This window comes from Myxococcus eversor (genome assembly GCF_010894455.1).
Taxonomy (GTDB): Bacteria; Myxococcota; Myxococcia; order Myxococcales; family Myxococcaceae; genus Myxococcus; species Myxococcus eversor.
The window spans coordinates 521,127-541,051 of sequence record NZ_JAAIXY010000003.1 but is presented as its reverse complement, the minus strand read 5'-3'; the positions used below and the strand labels follow the sequence as shown (position 1 = coordinate 541,051).

The following is a 19,925-nucleotide window of genomic DNA, read 5'->3' as shown; positions in this document are numbered from 1 at the left end:
GAACGTTGTCAGGTGCTGGGTGGCCGTGGCTGGGAGAGCCCCGTCAGCTCACACCAGCGAGCGATGGTCAGCGCGGTATAGGGCTCCGCCTCCAGTCCATACGCGCCCAGCGAGAAGCCGTCATTCCACTCCACCAGCGCTGTTTCACCGGTGGACAGCACGCCGAAGTCGACGGAGTAGCCGGCGGTCGCCTCACCGGAAGATTCCAGGAGACCGAGCGCTTCGTGTACTCGCGCCTCGTCGAGGGACACCGTCACGTCGCCCGCATAGTGACGCGTGCCCACGGGCCTGTCGTGCACGACGAAGACGCGGTACTCACTCAGCCACCGCACCACCTCCGAGCAGATGAGCGGCGTGCCTTGCGAGGCCCGCTCCAGGTAGAGGAGGTCGCTGGCGTTCTGGAAGACCCGGCCCGTGAAACGTTTTCTGCGCCCCTGGGGCTTGGCGAACACGGGCGGACTCGCGACGTCGAGCAGGTGCGCGTTGAGCTGCCGCACGGTGCTCGTCCAGAGCCAGCGGTGGAGGAAGGGCGTGAGGCTGGGCGGGTAGTCGTTCGTCGGAGGAGGCTCGATGCCGAGCTGCTTCAGCGCGCCCAGCACCGTGGGCACGTAGCCCGCGACCAGCGTGTCCGGCGTCAACGGGAGCTGGCGCCGCTCCATGCGCTTGGCGGTGAAGCACTCGGTGGGGATGCCCTTCGCATGCAGGCCCTGGAGCAACAGCCGCATCTCCGGCTCCATCCGCCCGTGCGCCTCCTCCTCGATGAAGGCCCGTGAGGGCCACCGCGCGTCCTGGCTCATGCGCTTTGCCGTGCGAGCGGGGCGAGGATGTCGCGCCAGTGCGAGTAGATGGAGAAGTGTCCGCCCCCGGGGAGGAAGTGGGGCACGGTGCGCGGGATTCGCGAGGCGAGATAGCGCCCCATCTGCGGCGGGACGATGCTGTCGCCGTCCCAGTACCAGAGGTCCATCTCGCCGCGAATCTCCTCCAGCGGGACGTCCCACGGTGACGCCAGGATGTGGGCCTCGCGGCGCATGCCCGCCACGCCTCGGCGCGTGGCCTCGCGGCGCCAGCCCTGCACCTGCGCGGCGATGAGCGGATCCGACAGCACGTGCCGGTCATCCTTCGATGCATGCGCCAGCACCGCCGCCAGCGCACGCTCCGGATTCGCGCGCACCTGCCGGTCATGCATCGCCAGCAGCGGATGCAGGAGCCACTCGGGCCACGCGGCCATCGCGTAGGCGTTGCGGTAGTCGCGATTGACGCCCTCCATGCCACCGGGCCGCTTCAACGGCGAGGCACCGGAGACGATGGCGGAGCGGAGGATTCGCTCGCCCAGTCGCCACACGGAGGCGGCGACATAGGGGCCGCCCGCGGACACGCCGAAGAGGGAGAAGCGGCCAATCTTGAGCGCGTTGGCGAGCTGCTCCAGGTCCTCCGGGAAGTCCAACAGCGTGCGGTCGGACTGGTAGTCGGACAGCCCATAGCCGGGCCGGTCCGGGGTGATGAGGCGCACGCCGAGCCCATGCGTGAGCCGGTCATCCGGATGCCGCATGTAGCGCGAGCCCGGGTTGCCGTGGACGAAGAACACCGGGACTCCGTCCAGGTCTCCCGACTCCACATACGCGAGCCGTCGCCCGTCCTTCAACCGGAGCACACCCTCGCGGACCTGCACGCCCGTGCCCGAAGTGGATTCAGAAGCGGAGTGCATCACGGCTCCATCGCTCGCGAGCGCGCGGCAATCCACTCGGAGATGGAGGGCCAGACATGGGTGGGGGCCTTGCTGGAGGCGGACAGGCCGATGTGGCCCACCGGATAGCGCCGCGTCTCGGCGTCCTTCGTGCCCACCAGGTCGACGAGCGGCTCGCTCATGGCGGGGAAGGCGATGGTGTCGTGCTCGGCGATGACGTTGAGCACCGAGGCCTGGATGCGGCCCAGGTCCACGTTCTCTCCGCCGACCTTCATGCGGCCCTGGTGGAAGAGGTTCTGCTGGTAGCAGTCCTTGATGTACTGGCGATACACCTCGCCAGGGAAGGGCACGGGGTCGGAGCCCCAGCGCTCCATGGCGAGGAATGTGCTGACGAAGTCCGGGTCGTCGATGCGCCGGCACACCTCCAGCCAGCGCGTGAGCCGCTGCACCGGGGCCACCATGAGGAAGCCGCTCTCCAGCACGGGCGTGGGCACGTTGCCGTAGGCATCCACGAGCGAGTCCACGTCGAAGTGGTTGGCCGCGGTCCACAGCGTGTAGACACCGCCCTTGCTGAAGTCCACGGGCGTGGCCTGCGCGACGAGGTTGCGCACGCCCTCGGGATACAGCGACGTGTACGCGAGCGCGAGCGTGCCGCCCATGCAGTAGCCGTAGAGCGTGAGGTCCCGGCTCTTGCTGACCCGCAGCGTCCAGCGCACCGCCGTCTGGATGAGCCCGCCGAGCAGGTCCGACCAGGTGAGCCGCTCCTCCTCCTGGCCCGGCACGCCCCAGTCGATGGCGTACACGTCGAAGCCCTCTTGCGTGAGGTGCTCGATGAGGCTGCGGCCCGGCAGGAAGTCGAGGATGTACCAGCGATTGATGAGCGAGTAGACGAACAGGATGGGCGTGCGGTGGCGTCGACGGGGCGCGGCGTAGCGCAACAGCCGCATGCTGCCCCGCGTGTACACCACGGTGTGGGGCGTGGCGCTGATGGGCGGCTCACGCACTCCCGAAGCCCGCTCGATGAAGGGCTTGAGGTACGGGTAGGGATTGAAGGGGCGGGCCTTGAGCGCGTGCGCGACGGCGCGCGTGAGCTCGAACTGCCCGGTGACGAAGGAGCGGAGCCGCTGGGGCGTGGACGCGGTCATGTTCAGGCGCCGGACTTGTCGGTGGGAGGGGGCTCGGAAGCGTCGCGCTCGTCGGCGGCCTCCTGGCGATGGAGCAGGTCCACCACCACCTCGAGCTGGGAGCCGAGCGCCTCCACCTGGTCATTCACACGGCGGAGCTGGTCTCGGAGGTTCTCCACCTCGGACGTCGTGGGCAGGCGCAGCGTGTGGAGCGCGTTCTCCACGAAGCTGTTGCGGCGGATGCGCGCGTTGAGGCCCTGGCGCAGCACGGTGCCGCTGGCGCGCAGGTAGGTGGGGCTCTCGGAGACGCGCGTGAGGACGCGGGTGAGGCGCTGCTCGGCGCGGGTGAACACCTGGCCCGTGCGAGTCTCCGGGTGGGTGAGGTGGCCCAGGAGCTTCAGTCCCCGGGCGAGGAGTCCCTTGGGCGGAGGCGGGCGGTCCGAGTCGCTCATGTCTCCAACGTTAGCCCAGGCCGCCCCAGGGGCGCAGGGCCCCTTGTCCGAAAAGTGAATGGTGATTCATGTTTCGGGCAGACGGGGAAGCACCGCGTCATGGCGGGCCCACCGCGTGGCTCAGCCCTGCCGCTTCACTGGGAGCGGTCCGAAGGCCTGGGCCACCGGCATCAGCGACATGACGTTGATGTTCACGTGCGCCGGTCGCGACGCCACCCAGTGCACCGCGTCCGCGATGTCCTCGGGCGTCAGGGGCTGCGTGTTGGCGTAGGGGGCCGCGGCGCGAGCAGCATCCCCCTTGAACCGGATGCTGGAGAACTCCGTGCCGCCCACGAGTCCGGGCTCGATGTCCGTCACGCGCACCGCCGTGCCGAGCAGGTCCGCGCGCAGGTTGAGGCTGAACTGCTGCACGAAGGCCTTCGTCGCGCCGTACACGTTGCCACCCGGATACGGATAGTCCGCCGCCACCGAGCCCATGTTGATGATGTGGCCCCGGTTGCGCGCCACCATGCCGGGCAGCACCGCGTGCGTGCAGTAGAGGACGCCCTTCACGTTCGTGTCGACCATCACCTCCCAGTCGTCGAGGTGCGCCGACTGCGCCGCTTCCAACCCCAGCGCCAGCCCCGCGTTGTTGACCAGCACGTCCACCTCGGCGAAGTCCGCCGGCAGCGCGCCGAGCACCTTCGCCATCGCCTCGCGCTCCGTCACGTCGAGCGTCACCGGCAGCAGCCGCTCACCCAGCTCCGCGCGCAGCTTCTCCAACAACTCCGTCCTGCGCCCGGTGGCGATGACTCGCGCACCTTCGCGGATGAAGCGACGCGCGATGGCCAGGCCGAATCCGGCCGTGGCTCCCGTAACCAGCACGTTCATGGCGTTCCCTTTGAGTGCGATGCCCGCGCGCTAAATGGCACGGGGCCCGCGCCCGCGCACGGGGAAAGCCCTCCCTGCGAGGCGCCCTCCGCGCGGACCCGACAGTCCACCTCTCGTCGGAGACGCCTTCTCGACGCGCCCCCGACTGCACGCTCCTGCCCGGAGCGACCTTCTCTCCGAGTGAAGTCCGGCCTGTCTGAATCGGGAATGAAACCGCCTTCATCCGCACACCTGTACAGGCAACGGCGCGAATGCGTGGGTCCGCGTGCATCAGGCTGACTTCTTCGCGCTCAACGCAACCCCGCGAAATCCCATTTCCTGCTTCCTTGCCCTGCGGCCTGGCGAGTCTGGGTTGCCATTGAGCCGGGGAATGAACACGCCGCGCGCCCCGATTGGCGGCCGTCCTCGCGAGCGCCCCACACGCCGCGACCCACACATGGAGTCTGACAGGATGCGCCAACGCTCACCGCTGCTGACGGCCTACTGCTCCGCTGCCCTGCTCGCCCTGCTTGCCTGCAACGGCAAGAGCGAGCTGACCCAGAACACGGGCTCGCGTCCGTCCCCCGATGAAGCGCCATCCACGGGCTCACCGTCGTCGCCCTCCCCCACGACACCGTCGACTCCCACGCCGGCGCCCACGGACCCCGACGACACCGAGCAGCCGTCGGAGCCCACGCCGACCCCGGCGCCCGACCCCGACCCCACGCCGACTCCGGAGCCTGAACCGGAACCCGAACCCGAGCCTGTTCCGGTGCCGCCGAAGCCGACCTACACGCGCATCCTCTGGGTGGCCCCGTCGGGCAGTGACGGCGCCTCCGGCACGGAGAGCGCGCCGCTGCGCACGGTGACTCGGGCGCTGACGCTCATCGCGCCGGGCGAGGCCATCTATCTGAAGACGGGCAACTACGCGGAGCGCCTCAAGCTGGAGGAGCGCGGCGGCACGGAGGCGAAGCCGCTCACGGTGAAGGCCGCGCCTGGCAGCTCGCCCGTGGTGAAGCCCAGCGGCGAGTCCGCGCTGGTGGACGTGCGCGGCGCCTACTGGAACGTCGAGGGAATCACGCTGGATGCCGCGGGCTCCGCCGCCTTCGCCGTGCTGTGGCGAGGCACCGGCGCGCACCATGGCGTGCTGCGCGACTGCGTGGCGAAGAACGGCACGGCGGGCGCGGGGCTCAACGTGTCGGAGAAGGCCCACGACATCCTCATCGAGGGCAACACGATTTCGAACTTCAACCGGGGCAGCAGCGACAGCCACGGCATCATCGTGCAGACCACGTCGAAGAACGTGGTGGTGCGCGGCAATGACATCCATCACAACTCCGGAGACGCGGTGCAGTGCATCGGCCCCGAGGCCGGCGCCACCGTGTCCGGTACGCCCTTCGACAACCTGCTCGTGGAGGACAACGAGCTGCATGAGAACCGGGAGAACGGCGTGGACGTGAAGACCTGCACCCACGTCACCCTGCGCGGCAACATCATCTGGGGCCACAAGGCCACGTCCTCCTCGCGGGGCGAGGGGGTCGTCGTGCACCTCTCCGCGGCGGACGTCACCCTGGAGGACAACGTCTTCTATGGGAACGGCCGGGCCATCAACATCGGCGGCAACCGGGTGAACGGTCCGCCCACCCGCATCGTCATCCGTCGCAACCTCATCCGGGATGGTCTGGGGGGTAGCGAGGATGGCGGTGGCATCCGCGTGGACACGTCCACGGACGTGAAGGTGCAGCACAACACGGTGTGGAACATGCCGGGGCCCTGCCTCACCTTCGGGCACGGCGACACGGGGCCGAGCGCGAGCCTGGACGTGCGCAACAACGTCTTCGCCGGCTGCGGCGTGTCGACTCGTGCTGGCACGGCGCGTTCCAGCACGGTGATGGATGGCAACCTCTTCTTCCGCGCCTCCGGCTCCGCCTCCTTCCTGTTGAATGGGGAGAGCGTGAACCTGACGGAGTGGCGCTCGCGCAGCGGGCTGGACAAACGCTCGCTGGAGAAGTCGCCCGGGTTCGTCAACATCGACACCGGGGACTTCCGGCTGGGGTCGGGCTCGGTGGGTCGCAACGCGGGCCTGGGGTTGGGTCTGACCTTCTGCGGCGTGGCCCCGGACCTGGGGGCATTCGAGTCGGACTGCCCCTGAGGCGTCGGGGCGTGTAGAGTGGGCTGGCTCCCCCCCTTTCGCCCCGACCCTCCACGTGCCGTCATCGCTGGAATTCGCTCTCGGCATCACCCTGGTGCCTCCGGCCTCGCCCGCCCGTGAGCTCCTCGCGGCGGCGGCCGCGCGCGCGGGCTTGCGCGTGGTGGATGGCGTGGAGGGCGCCGCGCTGGCGTTGGTGGACCTCACCTCGCCGGACAGCGGCCCCGCGCTTCGCACCCTGCTCGACTCGCCTCGCGCTTCGCACATCACGCTGGTGGCGCTGGTGGAGCCGACCGAGCAGGGCCTCTCCTCCGCGGAGCCGCTGCGCCCCGCGGACGTCCTCACCACCCCGGTGTCGCCGCACGAGCTGGTGTTCCGGCTCCACCGCGCCGCCGGGCGTCACCTGGAGCGCGAGGGCCAGGAGCGCGGTCAGGAAGACCTGGCGCTCCTGCTGGAGCTGACGGCGGACTACGCGGAGACCTCCGACGTGGAGGCGCTGCTCCACGGCGTCACGCGCCGGCTGGCGGAGAAGCTGGACATCGCGCGGGCCACGCTGGTGATGCTCGGTCGCAACGCGGACGAGGGCATCATCGTCGCGGCCAGCGATGACCCGACGCTCAAGGACCTGCGCATCGAGCTGTCGCGCTACCCGGAGATCCGCGAAGTGATGCGCACGGGTCGCCCGGTGGTGATGGAGGAGGCGCCCACGCATCCCCTGTTGGGTGACGTGGAGCGCAGGGCCGTGGCGGCGCGAGGCATCCACGCCATCGCCGCGCTGCCCCTGCCCATCCGAGGTCAGGTGCGCGGCGTGTTGCTGCTGCGCGCGGCGGGGCGGCGGCGCACGTTCACCTCGCGGGAAATCGACTTCCTCACCACGGTGGCGCATGCCACGGCGGTGGCGCTGCGCAACGCCTCGGTGCTCCAGTCGGTGCGGGGCCAGACGGAGGCGGAGAAGACGGCGCGCCTGGCGGCCGAGGAGCAGGCGGCCTCCTTCAAGCCCTACCAGCTCTTCTTCGCGCACGTCAGCGAGGGCGTGGCCATCCTCGACGACAAGGCGAGCGTCCTGTCGCTGAATCCTTCCGGCGCGGCGATGCTGGACCTGCCGGCGCCCGAGGCCCGGGGGCGGCATCTGCATCAGGTGACGCAGCCGGTGGATGACGGCGTGCTGATGGAGCTGGTGACGGCGGCCTCGCGGGGCGAGGCGCGCTCGGGCGTGGACGTGGAGGTCCGCACGGCGAAGGGCCGTCGGCTGACGTTGTCCATGTCCGCCGCGCCGCTGCGTGACGAGGACGCGGCCACCATCCTGTCCTTCCGGGACGTCACCGACGCGCGGCGGATGGAGGATGAGCTCCGCCAGACAAAGGACTTCCTGGAGCGGCTCATCGACTCGTCGGTGGACGCCATCATCGCCGCCGACCTGAAGGGGCGCATCATCCTCTTCAACAAGGGCGCGGAGGCACTGGTGGGCTACACCGCGCAGGAGGCGATGGCGGGCGTCACCGTGGAGCAGCTCTATCCCCAAGGCGTCGCGCGGCGAATCATGGCCACGCTCCGGGGGGCGGAGCACGGTGGCAAGGGACGCATGTCGCTCACGCGCGAGGAGTTGGTGAATCGCGCGGGGGAGCGGGTGCCGGTCAACATGACGGCATCGCTCGTGTACGAGGGCGGGCGCGAGGTCTTCAGCGTCGGCATCTTCACGGACATGCGCGACCGGATGAAGCTGGAGCGCAAGCTGTCGGACGCGGAGACTCGGCTGGAGGAGAGCGAGAAGAGCGCCGTCATCGTCGCGCTCGCCGGCACCGCGGCGCATGAGCTCAACCAGCCTCTCACGTCGGTGATGGGCTACGCGGAGCTGCTCAAGCGCAAGCTGAAGGAAGAAGACTTCGCCTGGAAGCCGGTGGACATCATCTACCGGGAGGCGGAGCGCATGGCGGAGATCGTCCGGAAGATTGGGAAGATCACCCGCTACGAGACGAAGTCGTACATGGGGGAGCAGCAGATTCTCGACCTGGACAAGGCGACCTCCCATGAAGACTGACACCCGCGTCGTGCGAATCCCCGGTGGCCCGGGGCCCGAGGCGTTCCAGGCCTTCTTCGAGGCGCTCGACACGCCCGCGGCCCTGTGTGACACGTCGCTGCGATTGGTGGCGGTCAACGAGGCCTTTCACCGCTTCTGCGCGGACCATCAGGCGACGATGGAGGATGTCGCGCACGCGCTGGCCGCCGCGCGGGTGCCCGTGGAGAGCTCCAGCTGCGACCTGGAGCTGCCGCTCGCGGGCAAGCCGGGCGCCGTGCTGACGATGTCGCGCCGGGGTGACGTGATAGCCGTGCGGGCACGGAACGACCCGGAGCTGGCACGCAGCCGGCTGATGATGGCGGAGCGGGCGCTGCTGGAGCAGGCGCGCACCGAGGGCGTGCTGCTCGACCTGGGCCGCAGCGTGGCGGAGGCGGGCGGCGAGGAGGAGCTGGTGGCGGCGGTGGCGCGCGGGGTGAAGGAGCTGTTCCCCGGGCGCTCGTTCTGCATCCGCATCACCGACTCGCGCACCGGCGGGCTGACGTCGCTCTACGCGGAAGGCCGGCTGAAGGAGGGCGCGCACGAGCCGCTGGTGCTGTTGCAGCGCGCGGTGGAGAAGCTGAACCTGGGACGCTCGGCGCTGCCGGCGGGTCGGGTGACGGTGCTGGGCGAGGTGCCGCTCCTGTTCCTGGGCAGCACGCACGGCGTGAGCGCGCCGCTGGTGGCGAGCGGGCAGCTCTTCGGCGCCATCAACATGGAGTATCCGGAGGGGCTGGACGCGGACGTGCAGCACGACGAGCGCGTGTTGCTCCAACTGGCGAGCCAGGTCGCGGTCGCGGTGAAGAACGCGAAGCTCATCGATGAGCTGACGTTCGTGCGCAAGTACCTGGAGGACCTGCTGGAGAAGGCGAACGCGCTCATCCTCGTCGCCAATCGGGACCAGCAGGTGGTGGTGTTCAACCAGGCGCTCAGCGCGCTGACGGGCTTCCGGAAGGAAGACGTGCTGGGCAAGGACCTCTTCTGGCTGGTGCCGGAGAGCGAGCACCTGCGGCTGTCCCAGGTCATCGCCGCCGCGATTCGCGGTGAGGCGGTGAACAGCTTCGAGACCCGACTGTTGTCGCGCGACGGCAACGAGGTGCGGGTGTCGTTCGCCACGTCCTCGATGCTGGCGCCCCATGGCGAAGTGGAGGGCGTCATCGCCATCGGCCAGGACATCACGGTGGTGAAGGAGCTGGAGAAGCGCATCATCCACGCGGAGAAGCTGGCGTCGATTGGCCAGCTCGCGGCCAGCGTGGTGCATGAAATCAACAACCCGATGACGGCGGTGGCCACGTACGCGGATGCGCTGCTCCAGCGCTCGCGGACGACGCCGGGCGCGAATCCCGCGGACCAGGAGAAGCTGCGGAAGATCCTGGAGAGCAGCCACCGAATCCTTCGCTTCACCCGGGATTTGGTGAGCTACGCGCGACCGGCGCAGGACAGGCCGGAGCGGGTGCAGCTCAACGCCGTGGTGGACATGGCGGTGGGCTTCTGTGAGCACGTCGTCTCGCAGGCGCGGGTCAGCGTGCACCGTGAGTATTCCGAGCTGCCGCCGCTGTCGGCCGTGCGCGCCAACCTGGTGCAGGTGTTCGTCAACCTCATCACCAACGCGTGCCACGCGATGCAGCCGGGCGGCTCGGTGTTCCTGGCGACGCGGCGAGAAGGGCAGGAGGCGGTGGTGTCGGTGCGGGACTCGGGGACGGGAATCGACCCCAAGCACCTCCAGCGCATCTTCGAGCCCTTCTTCACCACGAAGCCGGAGGGCAAGGGCACCGGCCTGGGGCTCTCCATCTGCCAGGGAATCGTGGAGAACCACGGCGGCCGGCTCACGGTGACGAGCACCGTGGGCGCGGGCACCACCTTCTCCGTGCGCCTGCCGCTGTCGTTGGACTGACAGCGGCGAGGCGTCAGTTCAGTCCCAGCCCCGGAGCTGCACGCGCACCCTTCGCACGAGCAGGTCCCACTCCTGGCGCTTCAGCGTCGTCAGGACACGGCCGCCGATGACGGTGAGTCCGGTGAGCGTCATCACCAGGAAGCCGATGCGGTGGTCCCTCAGGCCCGCGTCGAGCAGGTTGGCCACCACGTCCAGTGTGAGGAACAGCGTACCCAGCGCGAGGTACGCGCGAATCTGCAGCGCCATCCCCAGCGCGACACCCAGCAGGCAGACGCCGCCGAAGATGAGCGCATACGTGCCGTCTGGTGACTCGCCCACCCGCATCGCCAGCTTCGCCGCGGCGGGCACGTACAGCAGCATGCCTCCGAGGATTCGCACCGTGTTGCGAGCCGCGTGCGGCAGGCTCTCCGTGAAGAGCTGCCCCAGCATCAACAGCAGCAGGCCCAGCGGCGCCAGGTAGATTTCCAGCCCTTCCAATCCGAAGGCCAGCGCGGCGATGAGCAGCGCCAGGTTGCACGCCGCCGCCGCGAAGGCGCCGAACATCCGGCTCCGCTCCACCGCCCCCAGCGCCGCGTACAGGAGTCCGGAGCCACCCGCGAGCAACGCCGCCTCCTGCGTCGCCTCGCCCGGCAACACGAGCGCCATGCCGATGGGCAACAGCGCCGCGAAGCGTCGGGTCGCCGCCTCCACCGGACGCACTCCCGCTCGACGCGCCATCACCGTCACGCCGACGAGCGTGAAGCCCAGCGCCAGCGCGAAGAGGGCGTCATGCTCGGCCCGCAGGCCGGGCGCATACAGGCCGCGCACCAGCGCGTAGACGCCCACCACCGCGAGCTGCACGAAGTACACGTGCCGCCCCGTGTGCTCCACCCAGGCGCAGTGCAGCGCCACCAGCACCGCCAGGCCGATGGCCGCGATGGCCGTCGTCAACGACTCCTGGGGCGCATTGCCGCTCACGGCCAGCGCGGCGAGCATCACTCCCGTCGCCACGAGCCACGCATCCCGCCCCCACGTCATCCCCACCGCGATGTCCGCCCGCCGCGCGCGAGTCCACCGCTGCGCGGTCTGCAGGGCCACCACGGCCCCCGCGGACGCCAGGGCCAGCACCGCGCCATGGACGATGAAGAGGTCCCCATAGCGCAGCCAGGGGCCCGTGAGGCTCGCGCGAATCGTGAACCCGGCCATGAACGAGGCCAGCACCGCGCTGCCCGCCACCCAGGTGCCCGCCGACGCCATGAGCGAGGCGAACGTGCCCTTCCACCGGAACGCCGCCACCAGCAACGAGGCCGCGATGAGCACCAGCGTCACCGGGAAGGCCGGCGACACCATCCAGTTGCCGCCCAGTCCGGTGAGCATCTCCGCGAGCAGGTTGAGCGCCGCGAGCGTCGACGACGTGTTGCCGTTCACCGCCAGCGCGTACACCGTGGCCACGATGAGATAGACGGCCATCGCCTGCTGGATGCGGACGCGCGTCGCGCCCTCGGACAGGCCGCGCTTGTTCGCAATCCACGGGCCCACTGTCACCACCGCGAGTCCCACCATCGCGAGCACGGGGCCCGGCCATGCCTCCAGGATGTCCACCTGGTGCGCCAACGCGTGCACCAACAGGAGGATGCTCGCGCCCAGCACGCCGCGCCCCTGTGCCCGGGCTCCACCGACGAACAGCGCCACGCCCGTCGCGCAGACGAGGCCCGCCGCCGTGAGTCCGGGCTGGAAGAGCGCCGCGAGCCCCACAATCCACACCGCCGTGATGGAGCGACGGTGCAACAGGTGCCGGAACTGCTCGGGCAGACCCCGGACCGAGGCCACGGCATAGACGAGCCCCGCGGCGGCGATGCCCGCGAAGGCCCGCTGCCACAGGAGGAACACGGTGTCGCCGGGCGCGAGCCACGCCGCTTCCGAGAGCCAGTGATAGCCCTCGGCGCCCACGCGCACCCACTGGCCATCCGGCGGCGCCAGCGAGACGAGCGAAGGGCCGAACAGCGACTGCCTCGCGGCCCAGAGCGCCGCGCCGGGCAGCCCCAGGTACAACCCGAGGCTCGCCAGCGGCACCGCGCGGAACGAAGCGGCGAGTAGCAGCACCAGTACCGCAGCGCCCAGCACCAGCAGCGGAGGGGTGATTCCCAGCGCGTGTGACGGAGACGGCAGGCCGACCAGGACCGCGCCCTTCAGGAGCACGAGCGCCAGCGCCGCCACGCCCACGTGAGGCACCGCGTGGTACAGCGGGCCATGACTGGGGCGCTCCAGCCACTTCGCCAGCCACGGGCCGAAGCGCCTCGTCGCCAGCGCGACACCCCAGAGCGCGACGCCGATGAGCGGAAGCCGCATCGCCACGACGTCCGGCGGGAGGGGACGGCCCGCGCGATTGATGACCGCCGTCAGCGCGATGAACCCGCCCATGGCCGCGAGCGTCACCACCGAGCCCCGGAGCTCCCAGTCCACGAAGCCGCGCGTCAGGAACGTCAGGAGCGCGGTCAGGACGAGCAGTCCGCCCGCGAGCAGGCACATGCCTCGCTCGGCATCGGTGGGGAAGGGGAGCCACTGGACCAGCGTGAGTGTCGCGATGAGGGCCTGCACCAGCGCGGCCGTGGCGAAGCCGTCCGTGTAGAGCGACAGCCCACGTGCCCCGAGCGGCAACCGGAAGAGGGCGAACACCCCCCGACCCCAGAGGCCGCGCGGCGGGACAGGGGCCGCGGCCGGGTCGACGACGGGAGGACGCGGGCGCAGTGTCGCGAAGAGCGCGAAGCCGAACGCCACGGCCGCCGAGCCCAGCGCTGAACGCGCCGACGAGAAGTCGGAGACGGTGCCCAGCACCTGGGACACGACGAGCGCCACGCCCGTGGCCGCGATGAGACTCACGAGGCGAGTGCTGTCCCTGCGCGTCCTCAACAACAACGCCAGCGACACCAGCGCAGTGGGAAGCGCGACGAGGACACCACCCGGCAACGCGACTGCGATGGACGTGAGCAGCTCCGGCGGCACGGGCGCGACGCCGATGGCCAGGAACACGCCCGCCGAGGCCATCACCAGGGACAGGTCATCCAGAGGCAACAGCGCGTCCTGGGGCGAGGCCGGCCTGGCCCACGCGGCCTGCACGAGCCCCGCGACACCGTACAGCCCGCTCACGAGCGCGAAGACCGCGAGGCGACTCCAATCACCCGAGAGCCACGGAGTCCCATCGACGAAGGCCAGGGCGCCGAAGAGCGCGGCGGCTCCGCCCACGTAGTGCAGTCCTCGAAAGCGCCAGCCTCCAGAGACGTGCGCGGCCACCGCGAAGGCCAGACCCGTGAAGACTCGGGGCCACGGAGAAGCGTCGCCCTCCATCCAGGAGACGAGCGGCATCGACACCACCGCGCTGACGATGCTCCACGCCAGCAGCCGGATGCGCAGCATCCCCGAGTCGCTTCCGCGCGCCGCGAGCATCAGCAGAGAGGCCGCCGCCGCGCCTCCGAACACCCACCAGCCCTGCTCGTCTGGCGACAGCGTCCGCGCGAGCAGTGCTCCCGCGAGGAGCGTGGCCATGGCCCCGGGGTGCACAAGGGCGCGGCGTCGCGACTCCAGCAGGAAGAAGACTCCGGCGGCGAGCACCGGCGCGAGCGCCGACGCGCCATCGACCTGGAGGTCTCCATTTGTCCCCACCGAGAACGCGGTGATGGCTCCCGCGAGCGCACCGGCCGCGAGCACCGCGTGCGCCACGGTCTCCAGCACCGCGCTCGCCCGAGGAAGCGTCTCGCGTGCGGAGTGCGTGGTCGCCGCCACCGCGAGGACCGTGGCGATGGCCTGCGCCCAGAGCGTCATCCCCGCGAACAACGCGCCGCCCGGCTCCAAATCATCGAACCCCGAGGGCCCGCTCGACACGGCGAAGACCGCGAGCCAGAGCGCCCCGTACAGCGCCGCGCTCGCCCCGACGAGCAGCACGTTCGCGGACGTCTCCTTGCGCGAGCGCCACAACGTGGCCCCCAGCGCCACCACACCCGCGAAGGCGCAGAGCACGCGCAGCCACGGCGCCTCATCCAGCCCCATCAGCGGCAGGCCCGCGAGCAGCGACGGGAACAGCGCCAACCCGAGCGCCGTCGCGGGCGTCCCGTGCAGCAGCCTGCCCGCGGACTTCAGCGGCACCATCCCCAACGCGGTGAGCCCCAGCGCGACGGGAAGGCCCCAGAGCGGTGACAGCGCCACCAGTGAGGACAGCGCGACGAACGCGACGGGAAGCAGCGCCAGGCCGATGCCCGACAGGACGCGGCCCACGGGCATCGAGCGGCGGGACAGGAACACGCCGAGCCCGATGAAGCCCGCGTGGTAACCCCACAAGGCTCCCGTTACGAGGAGCTGGCGCGGAACGCCGCCCAACGCGTTCCATGCCTCGCGGACGCCCATGAGCGAGCCGCCGAGCACCAGCACCGCGCCGAGGAACCACCAGATGAAGTCGTTCAGCCGGGCCGTGCTCGCCTCGGGCTGCGCGTCGAGCGCGACGACCGCTTCCAGTCCACCACCGAGCACACCCGAGGCATCCCGGGCGAACAGCGACTGTCCCGAGCCCAGCGCGGAGCCGAGGTCGTCCTCGCTCGCGTCCCGGTCATGTCGGGAGCCACGGGGCGCGCGTGCCGTCTGCTCACGCTCCTCCTTCGCGGCCTCCTCCAGTGAGCGCGCGAGCGCCGCGCCCCAACCGAAGAGACTCCAGCCTCCCCCACGACGCGCCGAAGCGGCGACGCCATCCGCCCAGGCCTCCACGCGCGCGGCGGAGTCCAGCGGCTGCGTGATGACCTCAGGCGAGTCATGGCCCACGGCCCGCGCGCTCTCAACGGACGGAGCCTCGACGGGCACCGCTATCGCATTGAGGGACTGTTCGAGCCGGAGCGCCGTCGCCTCATCGAGGAGCGCGTCGGAGCGCCAATCCTGGATGCGTCGCCAGAGTGTCTTCGTGACGAGTGCATCGAAGTGCGGCTCGGTGACGGGCAGGAGGGTGGCGCCGCACTCCAGACATACGCCCCCCGATGCCGTGTCGCGAAACCGCGCGCAGACTGGGCAGATCATCCGCGCAGCATAGCCGCACACCGCCCACGCCCGCCTTGAGTCCACTTCACCCCTGCGAGACGCGCCCCGGTTTCGAGGCTCGACGTCCCGCGCCAGGGCTTGCTCACCCGCCTTCCCAGGGAGGTGAGACTTGTATCACCCGGATAAAGCCCGGGTTTCTCAGTCCCTCATGTAATGGCAGGTGTAGCCGCCCGGATTCTTCACGAGGTAGTCCTGGTGATAGCCCTCGGCGGGGGTGAACTCGCCTGCCTGGACGACCTGGGTGACGACGGGCTTCTTCCACTTTCCGGAGGCGTTGACGCGCGCCTTCACCTCCTCGGCGACGCGGCGCTGCTCGTCGGACAGCACGAAGATGGCGGAGCGATACTGCGTCCCCACGTCGTTGCCCTGGCGGTTGAGCGTCGTCGGGTCGTGCATGCGGAAGAACCAGTCCTCCAGCAGCGTCGCGAAGCTCAGCACCTTCGGGTCGAACACGACGCGCACCGACTCCGCGTGCCCCGTCCGTCCACCGCTCACGTCTTGATACGAGGGCTTCTCCAGATTGCCGCCCGTGTAGCCGACGTCTGTCTGGAGCACGCCCGGAATCTTGCGGAGCAGGTCCTCCATGCCCCAGAAGCAGCCTCCCGCGAGCAGCGCCGTCTCGGTGACACCCGACGCGGCCAGCGCCTTGCCCACGTCCACCTTCGCGGGCGTCGCGCTCGCGGGCTTGCGGCCGAACAGCGTCAACCACTCGCCGTACCCCTGCTTCTCCATGTCGTTCACCGGGACGAAGCGCAGCGACGCGGAGTTGATGCAGTAGCGCTGCCCCGTGGGCTGGGGCCCGTCGTCGAACAGATGGCCCAGGTGGGAATCCCCCGCCTTCGAGCGGACCTCGACGCGCGTCATGCCCAGGCTTTCGTCCCGCTTCTCCACCACGTGCGAGGACTCCACCGGACGCGTGAAGCTGGGCCAGCCGGTGCCGGAGTCGAACTTGTCCTTGGAGGAGAACAGCGGCTCGCCCGTGACGACGTCGACGTAGAGCCCCTCCTCGTGTTGGTTCCAGTACGCGTTGCGGAACGGGGGCTCGGTCGCCGCCCGCTGCGTCACCTCGTACGCCGTGGGCGAGAGGGTGCGGCGCAGCTCCGCGTCCGAGGGCTTCTCGTAGCGGCGGGAGTCTCCCACCGCGGGCCGCGTCCCGGCTTCGAGCGCGCCTCCGGCCGCGGCGGCGCTGCTCGCCTGGGTGCACGCCGCGAGCACCGCGAAGAGCAGTGATAACAACAGACGTCTGGTTGCGCTCCAGGAACGGGAGCGGGCGGAGCGTGAGCTGACGATGACGGACGACATGGGCTGGAGCCTCTCTCCGGACACGCCCGACGCGCGGGGGTTCTGCTTCCCTTACGCGCGAGGCCCGAAGTCGGTTTCAGCGAAGGCGCCCGAGCGTCCAGGTACCCCGGGAAGCCAGCGGACGACCAGGCCACCGGTTCATGCCGGCGGCCGGGAGCGCACGGCTCACCCCTTGTCCTCGCCCTCGTCGTCCAGCTCGCGGCGGAACTCCTCGCTGGAGAGCAGTCCCTTGCGCGCCATGATGCGCATCAGCGCCCAGAACTTGCGCTCCAGCTCCTCGACGCGGTCCGGGTCCTCGCGGGCCTGCCCGAAGAGATAGTCCAGGTCATCGAGCACTCCGCCGCCCGAGGGGGGCTTCGGCTTCGCCGTGGCCTGCTCGCGCTTCTGCTTGCGCTGCTCCTCGCGCGTGCGGATCAGCTCCGCCAGCGACGTGCGCTGCGTCGTCTCACCCGGGGGCAGCTCCTCGCCGACGATGACCTCGTCCTCGTCATCGTCATCGGCCGCGTCGCTCGGCGGAGGCTGGGTCGGCGGCGCGGGCTTCGCGGGCACGGCGGCGGGCCTCGCGCGGGCCGTAGGAGCGGCGGGCTTCGCGCTCGCCCCACCCGCCGGCGTGACGGGAACCTTGTGGTAGTAGCGCAGGATGGCGCCCCGCACGGCGGACAGCGCCGCCACGCGCACGCTCACCTTGAGTCCGGTGGTGAACTCAATCTCCTCCACCGCCGGAAGGTTGAGTGGATCACTCATCGCGACGACGAGCTGACGCCGTCCGCCCACGCTCTCCAACGCGATGGGGAACAGGTCATGCTGCTCGCAGAAACGCGGGCGCAGCATGTGCACCGCGGCCCACTCCGGCGTCACCGCCGGGAGATCCACCTGCGGCATCCCGAGCGCCTGACTCAGCGCGCCCGCGAGCGTCGTCTCGGTGATCGCTCCCTGGGCGATGAGTGTCGCCCCCAACCGCTGCCCTGACTTCCGGTGGGCCGCGAGCCCCGCCTCGAGCTGGGCGACGCTGATCGCCCTCTGCTCCAGCAGCAGCTCGCCAATGCGCTTCCTCGCCATGCGCCGGCATTAGCATGCGTTCCCTGGGCTCGGAAGCGCGCGCTGACACAACCAGGCCGGGTTGGGAAGCCCCCGCGAAGGCCCGCACTGCTGCCTGGAGTCCATGCTGGCAAGGGGTACTCCAGCGCAAAATTCCTGTGAGATTTCAGCACTTAACGCCTGGGCCCCTGCCTTGACACCCCAGACAGCCATTCCTAAAGTCGGCACCACCGTTTTCAACATCCATACCTGCCGCCCATCTCTGGGGCGCACGCCCGGGGGGGCGACAGGTTCTGGAAGGTCCGGAGCGCCGGGCCAAGCTGCCGTGGAGGCAAGACGCGATGAACCTGGGGTTTTTGACGAATCTGGCCGTGCTCGCGAACGCTGGTGGTCCCGAGCGGGGCTTCTTCGAAGAGGTCGCCAGGCGATGGGAGGCCGGTCAGTGGGGTATGTATCCCATCGCGGCCTGTCTCGTGGTGGCCCTCTCCATCATGGTCGAACGGGCCATCGTTCTGTTCGGCAAGGCGTCCATCAACAAGGAAGCCTTCCTCCGTGGACTCAAGAAGCACATCTACGCCGGTGACCTGGACAAGGCCATCAACTACGTGGCGGGCCAGAAGGCGACGCCGCTGACGAGCGTCATCAAGGCCGGTCTGATGAACGTTCCCAAGGGCCAGGACGAAGTGCAGGCGGCGCTGGACGAGGCCACCCTGCGCGAGACGCCCCGCCTGGAGGCCCGCAGTGGCTACCTGGCGATGCTCGGCAACGCGGCGATGCTCGCCGGTCTGCTCGGCACCGTGTCGGGTCTCATCTCCTGCTTCGAGGCCGTGGCGAACGTGAACCCGGCCGACAAGGCGACCATTCTCGCCAACGGTATTTCCGAAGCCATGAACTGCACGGGCTTCGGGCTGGTGACGGCCATTCCGTGCCTCATCGCCTTCTCCGTGCTGATGGGCCGCACCCAGTCGCTGATCAACGACATCAACGAGACCAGCGTCTCCGTGCTGAACCTCATCGTGGCGAACAAGGACAAGTTCAAGAACCTGAACGTCCCCGCCGCCCGGGACCACCACGACGACTGATTCGGGCTCCCGCAGGGAACCCGGAACCCGGGCGCGCTGTCCTGTCCCCACGTGACGTGGGGACAACGGCGCGCCCCTTTCAGTCTCTTGCCGCGCCTCACCGCGCGGGGCCTTAGGAGGACAACGCCATGGCCGGCGGAATGGACACAGGAGGTGGTGGGAAAGGCGGCAAGAAGTCGCTCGATGCTCCCATCAACCTGACCGCATTCATCGACCTGATGGCAGTGACCATCAGCTTCCTCATCATGACGGCGGTCTGGACCCAGATTGGCCGACTTCAAGTTTCCCAGGCGGGAGGCCCCTCCACGGAGGAGGAGCAGCCGCCGACGGAGACCAAGACGGTGCAGCTGACCCTGCTCATCACCCCGACGGAGCTTCGGCTCTCGGCGGACCAGAGCACGTTCGACCCCATCCCCCTCACCAAAGACGGCAAGGGCAAGACGGACCTGTCCAAGCTGGTGGCGCGCTTCAAGGAGTTGAAGGCGCAGCTTCCGGACCAGACAGCCATCACCCTTCAGCCCGAAGACAAGGTCCGCTACGAGGACCTGGTCCGCATCATCGACGAGTGCATCGGCTCTGGGTTGCCCCAGGTGTCGGTGTCCGCGGCGATGGGCTAGCCGAGCACGGAGCCACACCCAGTCATGGCCATCAAGGTTCCAGGCAAGCGGTACGGCAAGCGACTCGAGCACTCCAAGGTGTTCGGGCACGGCGCCGCCCACGCGAAGCGCAGCGGCTACTCCGACCTGCTCATCACCCCGCTGGTCGACATGTTCGTCATCATCGTGCTCTTCCTCATCGCGAACTTCTCCGCGACGGGCGAGGTGCTGATGATGACCAAGGACATCCAGCTCCCGGAAGCAGTCCACATCCAGGAAGTGGAGATGCACCCGGTCGTCATGGTGTCCGGCGAGCAGGTGAGCGTGTCCGGCACCATCGTCGGTCGCGTGGAGGACTTCTCCAAGGACGAGTACCTCAACATCCCCGCGCTGGAAGAGAAGCTGCGGGACATGAAGAAGCAGTTCGAGGACCTGCACGCGATGGCGAACGACGACGCCAACACGTTCAAGGGCGACATCAACATCCAGGCTCACAAGGATGTGGAGTACGCCATCATCAAGCGGGTGATGTTCAGCTGCGCCACGGCCGGCTACAACAACATCAACTTCGCGGTGCTGACCGTCGCTGGAGCGGACGACGCCACCACGGCGGCCGTCACTCCCTAGGGACGGCTGAGCGGGCCTCG

General features: G+C 69.6%; 14 protein-coding genes. 6 read left to right on the top strand and 8 right to left on the bottom strand.

Annotated elements, in window-relative coordinates:
- Window positions 1-8: 8 nt before the first annotated feature.
- From G4D83_RS09065 to G4D83_RS09045, 5 genes are all read right to left on the bottom strand, one after another.
- Window positions 9-797, bottom strand: coding sequence for an ATP-grasp domain-containing protein (locus G4D83_RS09065; protein ID WP_163864273.1), 789 nt, complete (start codon window positions 795-797; stop codon window positions 9-11).
- Window positions 794-1,705, bottom strand: coding sequence for an alpha/beta fold hydrolase (locus G4D83_RS09060; RefSeq protein WP_163864272.1), 912 nt, complete (start codon window positions 1,703-1,705; stop codon window positions 794-796). Before G4D83_RS09060 ends, G4D83_RS09065 begins: the two co-directional genes overlap by 4 nt.
- Window positions 1,705-2,829, bottom strand: a complete 1,125-nt coding sequence (locus G4D83_RS09055; RefSeq protein WP_163864271.1) for an alpha/beta fold hydrolase — start codon at window positions 2,827-2,829, stop codon at window positions 1,705-1,707. Before G4D83_RS09055 ends, G4D83_RS09060 begins: the two co-directional genes overlap by 1 nt.
- 2 nt (window positions 2,830-2,831) lie before the next feature.
- On the bottom strand, window positions 2,832-3,260 hold the full coding sequence (locus tag G4D83_RS09050; RefSeq protein ID WP_163864270.1) for a hypothetical protein: 429 nt from the start codon (window positions 3,258-3,260) through the stop codon (window positions 2,832-2,834).
- A 120-nt stretch (window positions 3,261-3,380) separates the two neighbouring features.
- A complete protein-coding gene (locus G4D83_RS09045; protein ID WP_163864269.1) occupies window positions 3,381-4,130 on the bottom strand; it encodes an SDR family NAD(P)-dependent oxidoreductase in 750 nt (249 codons plus the stop codon).
- 451 nt (window positions 4,131-4,581) lie between these two features.
- Here G4D83_RS09045 and G4D83_RS09040 point away from each other — a divergent pair, with 451 nt between their 5' ends.
- From G4D83_RS09040 to G4D83_RS09030, 3 genes are read left to right on the top strand one after another with little or no spacing between them, the layout of a single operon-like run.
- Window positions 4,582-6,261: a right-handed parallel beta-helix repeat-containing protein gene (locus G4D83_RS09040; protein WP_205522596.1), complete on the top strand. Its 1,680-nt coding sequence runs from the start codon at window positions 4,582-4,584 to the stop codon at window positions 6,259-6,261.
- A gap of 55 nt (window positions 6,262-6,316) precedes the next feature.
- Window positions 6,317-8,296, top strand: a complete 1,980-nt coding sequence (locus G4D83_RS09035) for a PAS domain S-box protein (protein ID WP_163864267.1) — start codon at window positions 6,317-6,319, stop codon at window positions 8,294-8,296.
- Complete coding sequence (locus tag G4D83_RS09030; RefSeq protein ID WP_163864266.1) at window positions 8,286-10,205, top strand: ATP-binding protein; 1,920 nt, start codon at window positions 8,286-8,288, stop codon at window positions 10,203-10,205. The genes G4D83_RS09035 and G4D83_RS09030 overlap by 11 nt, the downstream gene beginning before the upstream one ends.
- Window positions 10,206-10,223: 18 nt before the next feature.
- Here the strand turns inward: G4D83_RS09030 and G4D83_RS09025 are convergent, their stop codons facing one another.
- The 3 genes from G4D83_RS09025 to G4D83_RS09015 all read right to left on the bottom strand — a co-directional run bounded on the left by G4D83_RS09025 (window position 10,224) and on the right by G4D83_RS09015 (window position 17,621).
- Window positions 10,224-15,239, bottom strand: coding sequence for a hypothetical protein (locus G4D83_RS09025; protein WP_163864265.1), 5,016 nt, complete (start codon window positions 15,237-15,239; stop codon window positions 10,224-10,226).
- A 159-nt stretch (window positions 15,240-15,398) separates the two neighbouring features.
- Window positions 15,399-16,496 (bottom strand): bifunctional methionine sulfoxide reductase B/A protein, encoded by a 1,098-nt coding sequence (locus tag G4D83_RS09020; protein WP_205522595.1) that lies wholly within the window; start codon window positions 16,494-16,496, stop codon window positions 15,399-15,401.
- 231 nt (window positions 16,497-16,727) lie between these two features.
- Window positions 16,728-17,621: a GspE/PulE/PilB domain-containing protein gene (locus tag G4D83_RS09015; RefSeq protein WP_163864263.1), complete on the bottom strand. Its 894-nt coding sequence runs from the start codon at window positions 17,619-17,621 to the stop codon at window positions 16,728-16,730.
- 320 nt (window positions 17,622-17,941) lie between these two features.
- Between G4D83_RS09015 and G4D83_RS09010 the strand changes: the two genes are divergently transcribed.
- The 3 genes from G4D83_RS09010 to G4D83_RS09000 all read left to right on the top strand — a co-directional run bounded on the left by G4D83_RS09010 (window position 17,942) and on the right by G4D83_RS09000 (window position 19,905).
- A complete protein-coding gene (locus G4D83_RS09010) occupies window positions 17,942-18,682 on the top strand; it encodes a MotA/TolQ/ExbB proton channel family protein (RefSeq protein ID WP_163864262.1) in 741 nt (246 codons plus the stop codon).
- A gap of 128 nt (window positions 18,683-18,810) precedes the next feature.
- Window positions 18,811-19,299 carry an ExbD/TolR family protein gene (locus G4D83_RS09005; RefSeq protein WP_163864261.1) on the top strand — a complete coding sequence of 163 codons (489 nt, stop codon included), beginning with the start codon at window positions 18,811-18,813 and terminating at the stop codon, window positions 19,297-19,299.
- Window positions 19,300-19,323: 24 nt separating this feature from the next.
- The gene (locus G4D83_RS09000) at window positions 19,324-19,905 is read left to right on the top strand and encodes an ExbD/TolR family protein (protein ID WP_163864260.1); all 582 of its coding nucleotides are present in this window, start codon (window positions 19,324-19,326) and stop codon (window positions 19,903-19,905) included.
- Window positions 19,906-19,925: the final 20 nt, after the last annotated feature.

What these genes read in the sequence shown, in the direction of transcription:
- G4D83_RS09065 (WP_163864273.1), bottom strand. Translation starts at nt 797, where the DNA reads ATGAGCCAGGACGCGCGGTGGCCCTCACGGGCCTTCATCGAGGAGGAG.
- G4D83_RS09060 (WP_163864272.1), bottom strand. Translation starts at nt 1,705, where the DNA reads ATGCACTCCGCTTCTGAATCCACTTCGGGCACGGGCGTGCAGGTCCGC.
- G4D83_RS09055 (WP_163864271.1), bottom strand. Translation starts at nt 2,829, where the DNA reads ATGACCGCGTCCACGCCCCAGCGGCTCCGCTCCTTCGTCACCGGGCAG.
- G4D83_RS09050 (WP_163864270.1), bottom strand. Translation starts at nt 3,260, where the DNA reads ATGAGCGACTCGGACCGCCCGCCTCCGCCCAAGGGACTCCTCGCCCGG.
- G4D83_RS09045 (WP_163864269.1), bottom strand. Translation starts at nt 4,130, where the DNA reads ATGAACGTGCTGGTTACGGGAGCCACGGCCGGATTCGGCCTGGCCATC.
- G4D83_RS09040 (WP_205522596.1), top strand. Translation starts at nt 4,582, where the DNA reads ATGCGCCAACGCTCACCGCTGCTGACGGCCTACTGCTCCGCTGCCCTG.
- G4D83_RS09030 (WP_163864266.1), top strand. Translation starts at nt 8,286, where the DNA reads ATGAAGACTGACACCCGCGTCGTGCGAATCCCCGGTGGCCCGGGGCCC.
- G4D83_RS09025 (WP_163864265.1), bottom strand. Translation starts at nt 15,239, where the DNA reads ATGATCTGCCCAGTCTGCGCGCGGTTTCGCGACACGGCATCGGGGGGC.
- G4D83_RS09015 (WP_163864263.1), bottom strand. Translation starts at nt 17,621, where the DNA reads ATGGCGAGGAAGCGCATTGGCGAGCTGCTGCTGGAGCAGAGGGCGATC.
- G4D83_RS09010 (WP_163864262.1), top strand. Translation starts at nt 17,942, where the DNA reads ATGAACCTGGGGTTTTTGACGAATCTGGCCGTGCTCGCGAACGCTGGT.
- G4D83_RS09005 (WP_163864261.1), top strand. Translation starts at nt 18,811, where the DNA reads ATGGCCGGCGGAATGGACACAGGAGGTGGTGGGAAAGGCGGCAAGAAG.
- G4D83_RS09000 (WP_163864260.1), top strand. Translation starts at nt 19,324, where the DNA reads ATGGCCATCAAGGTTCCAGGCAAGCGGTACGGCAAGCGACTCGAGCAC.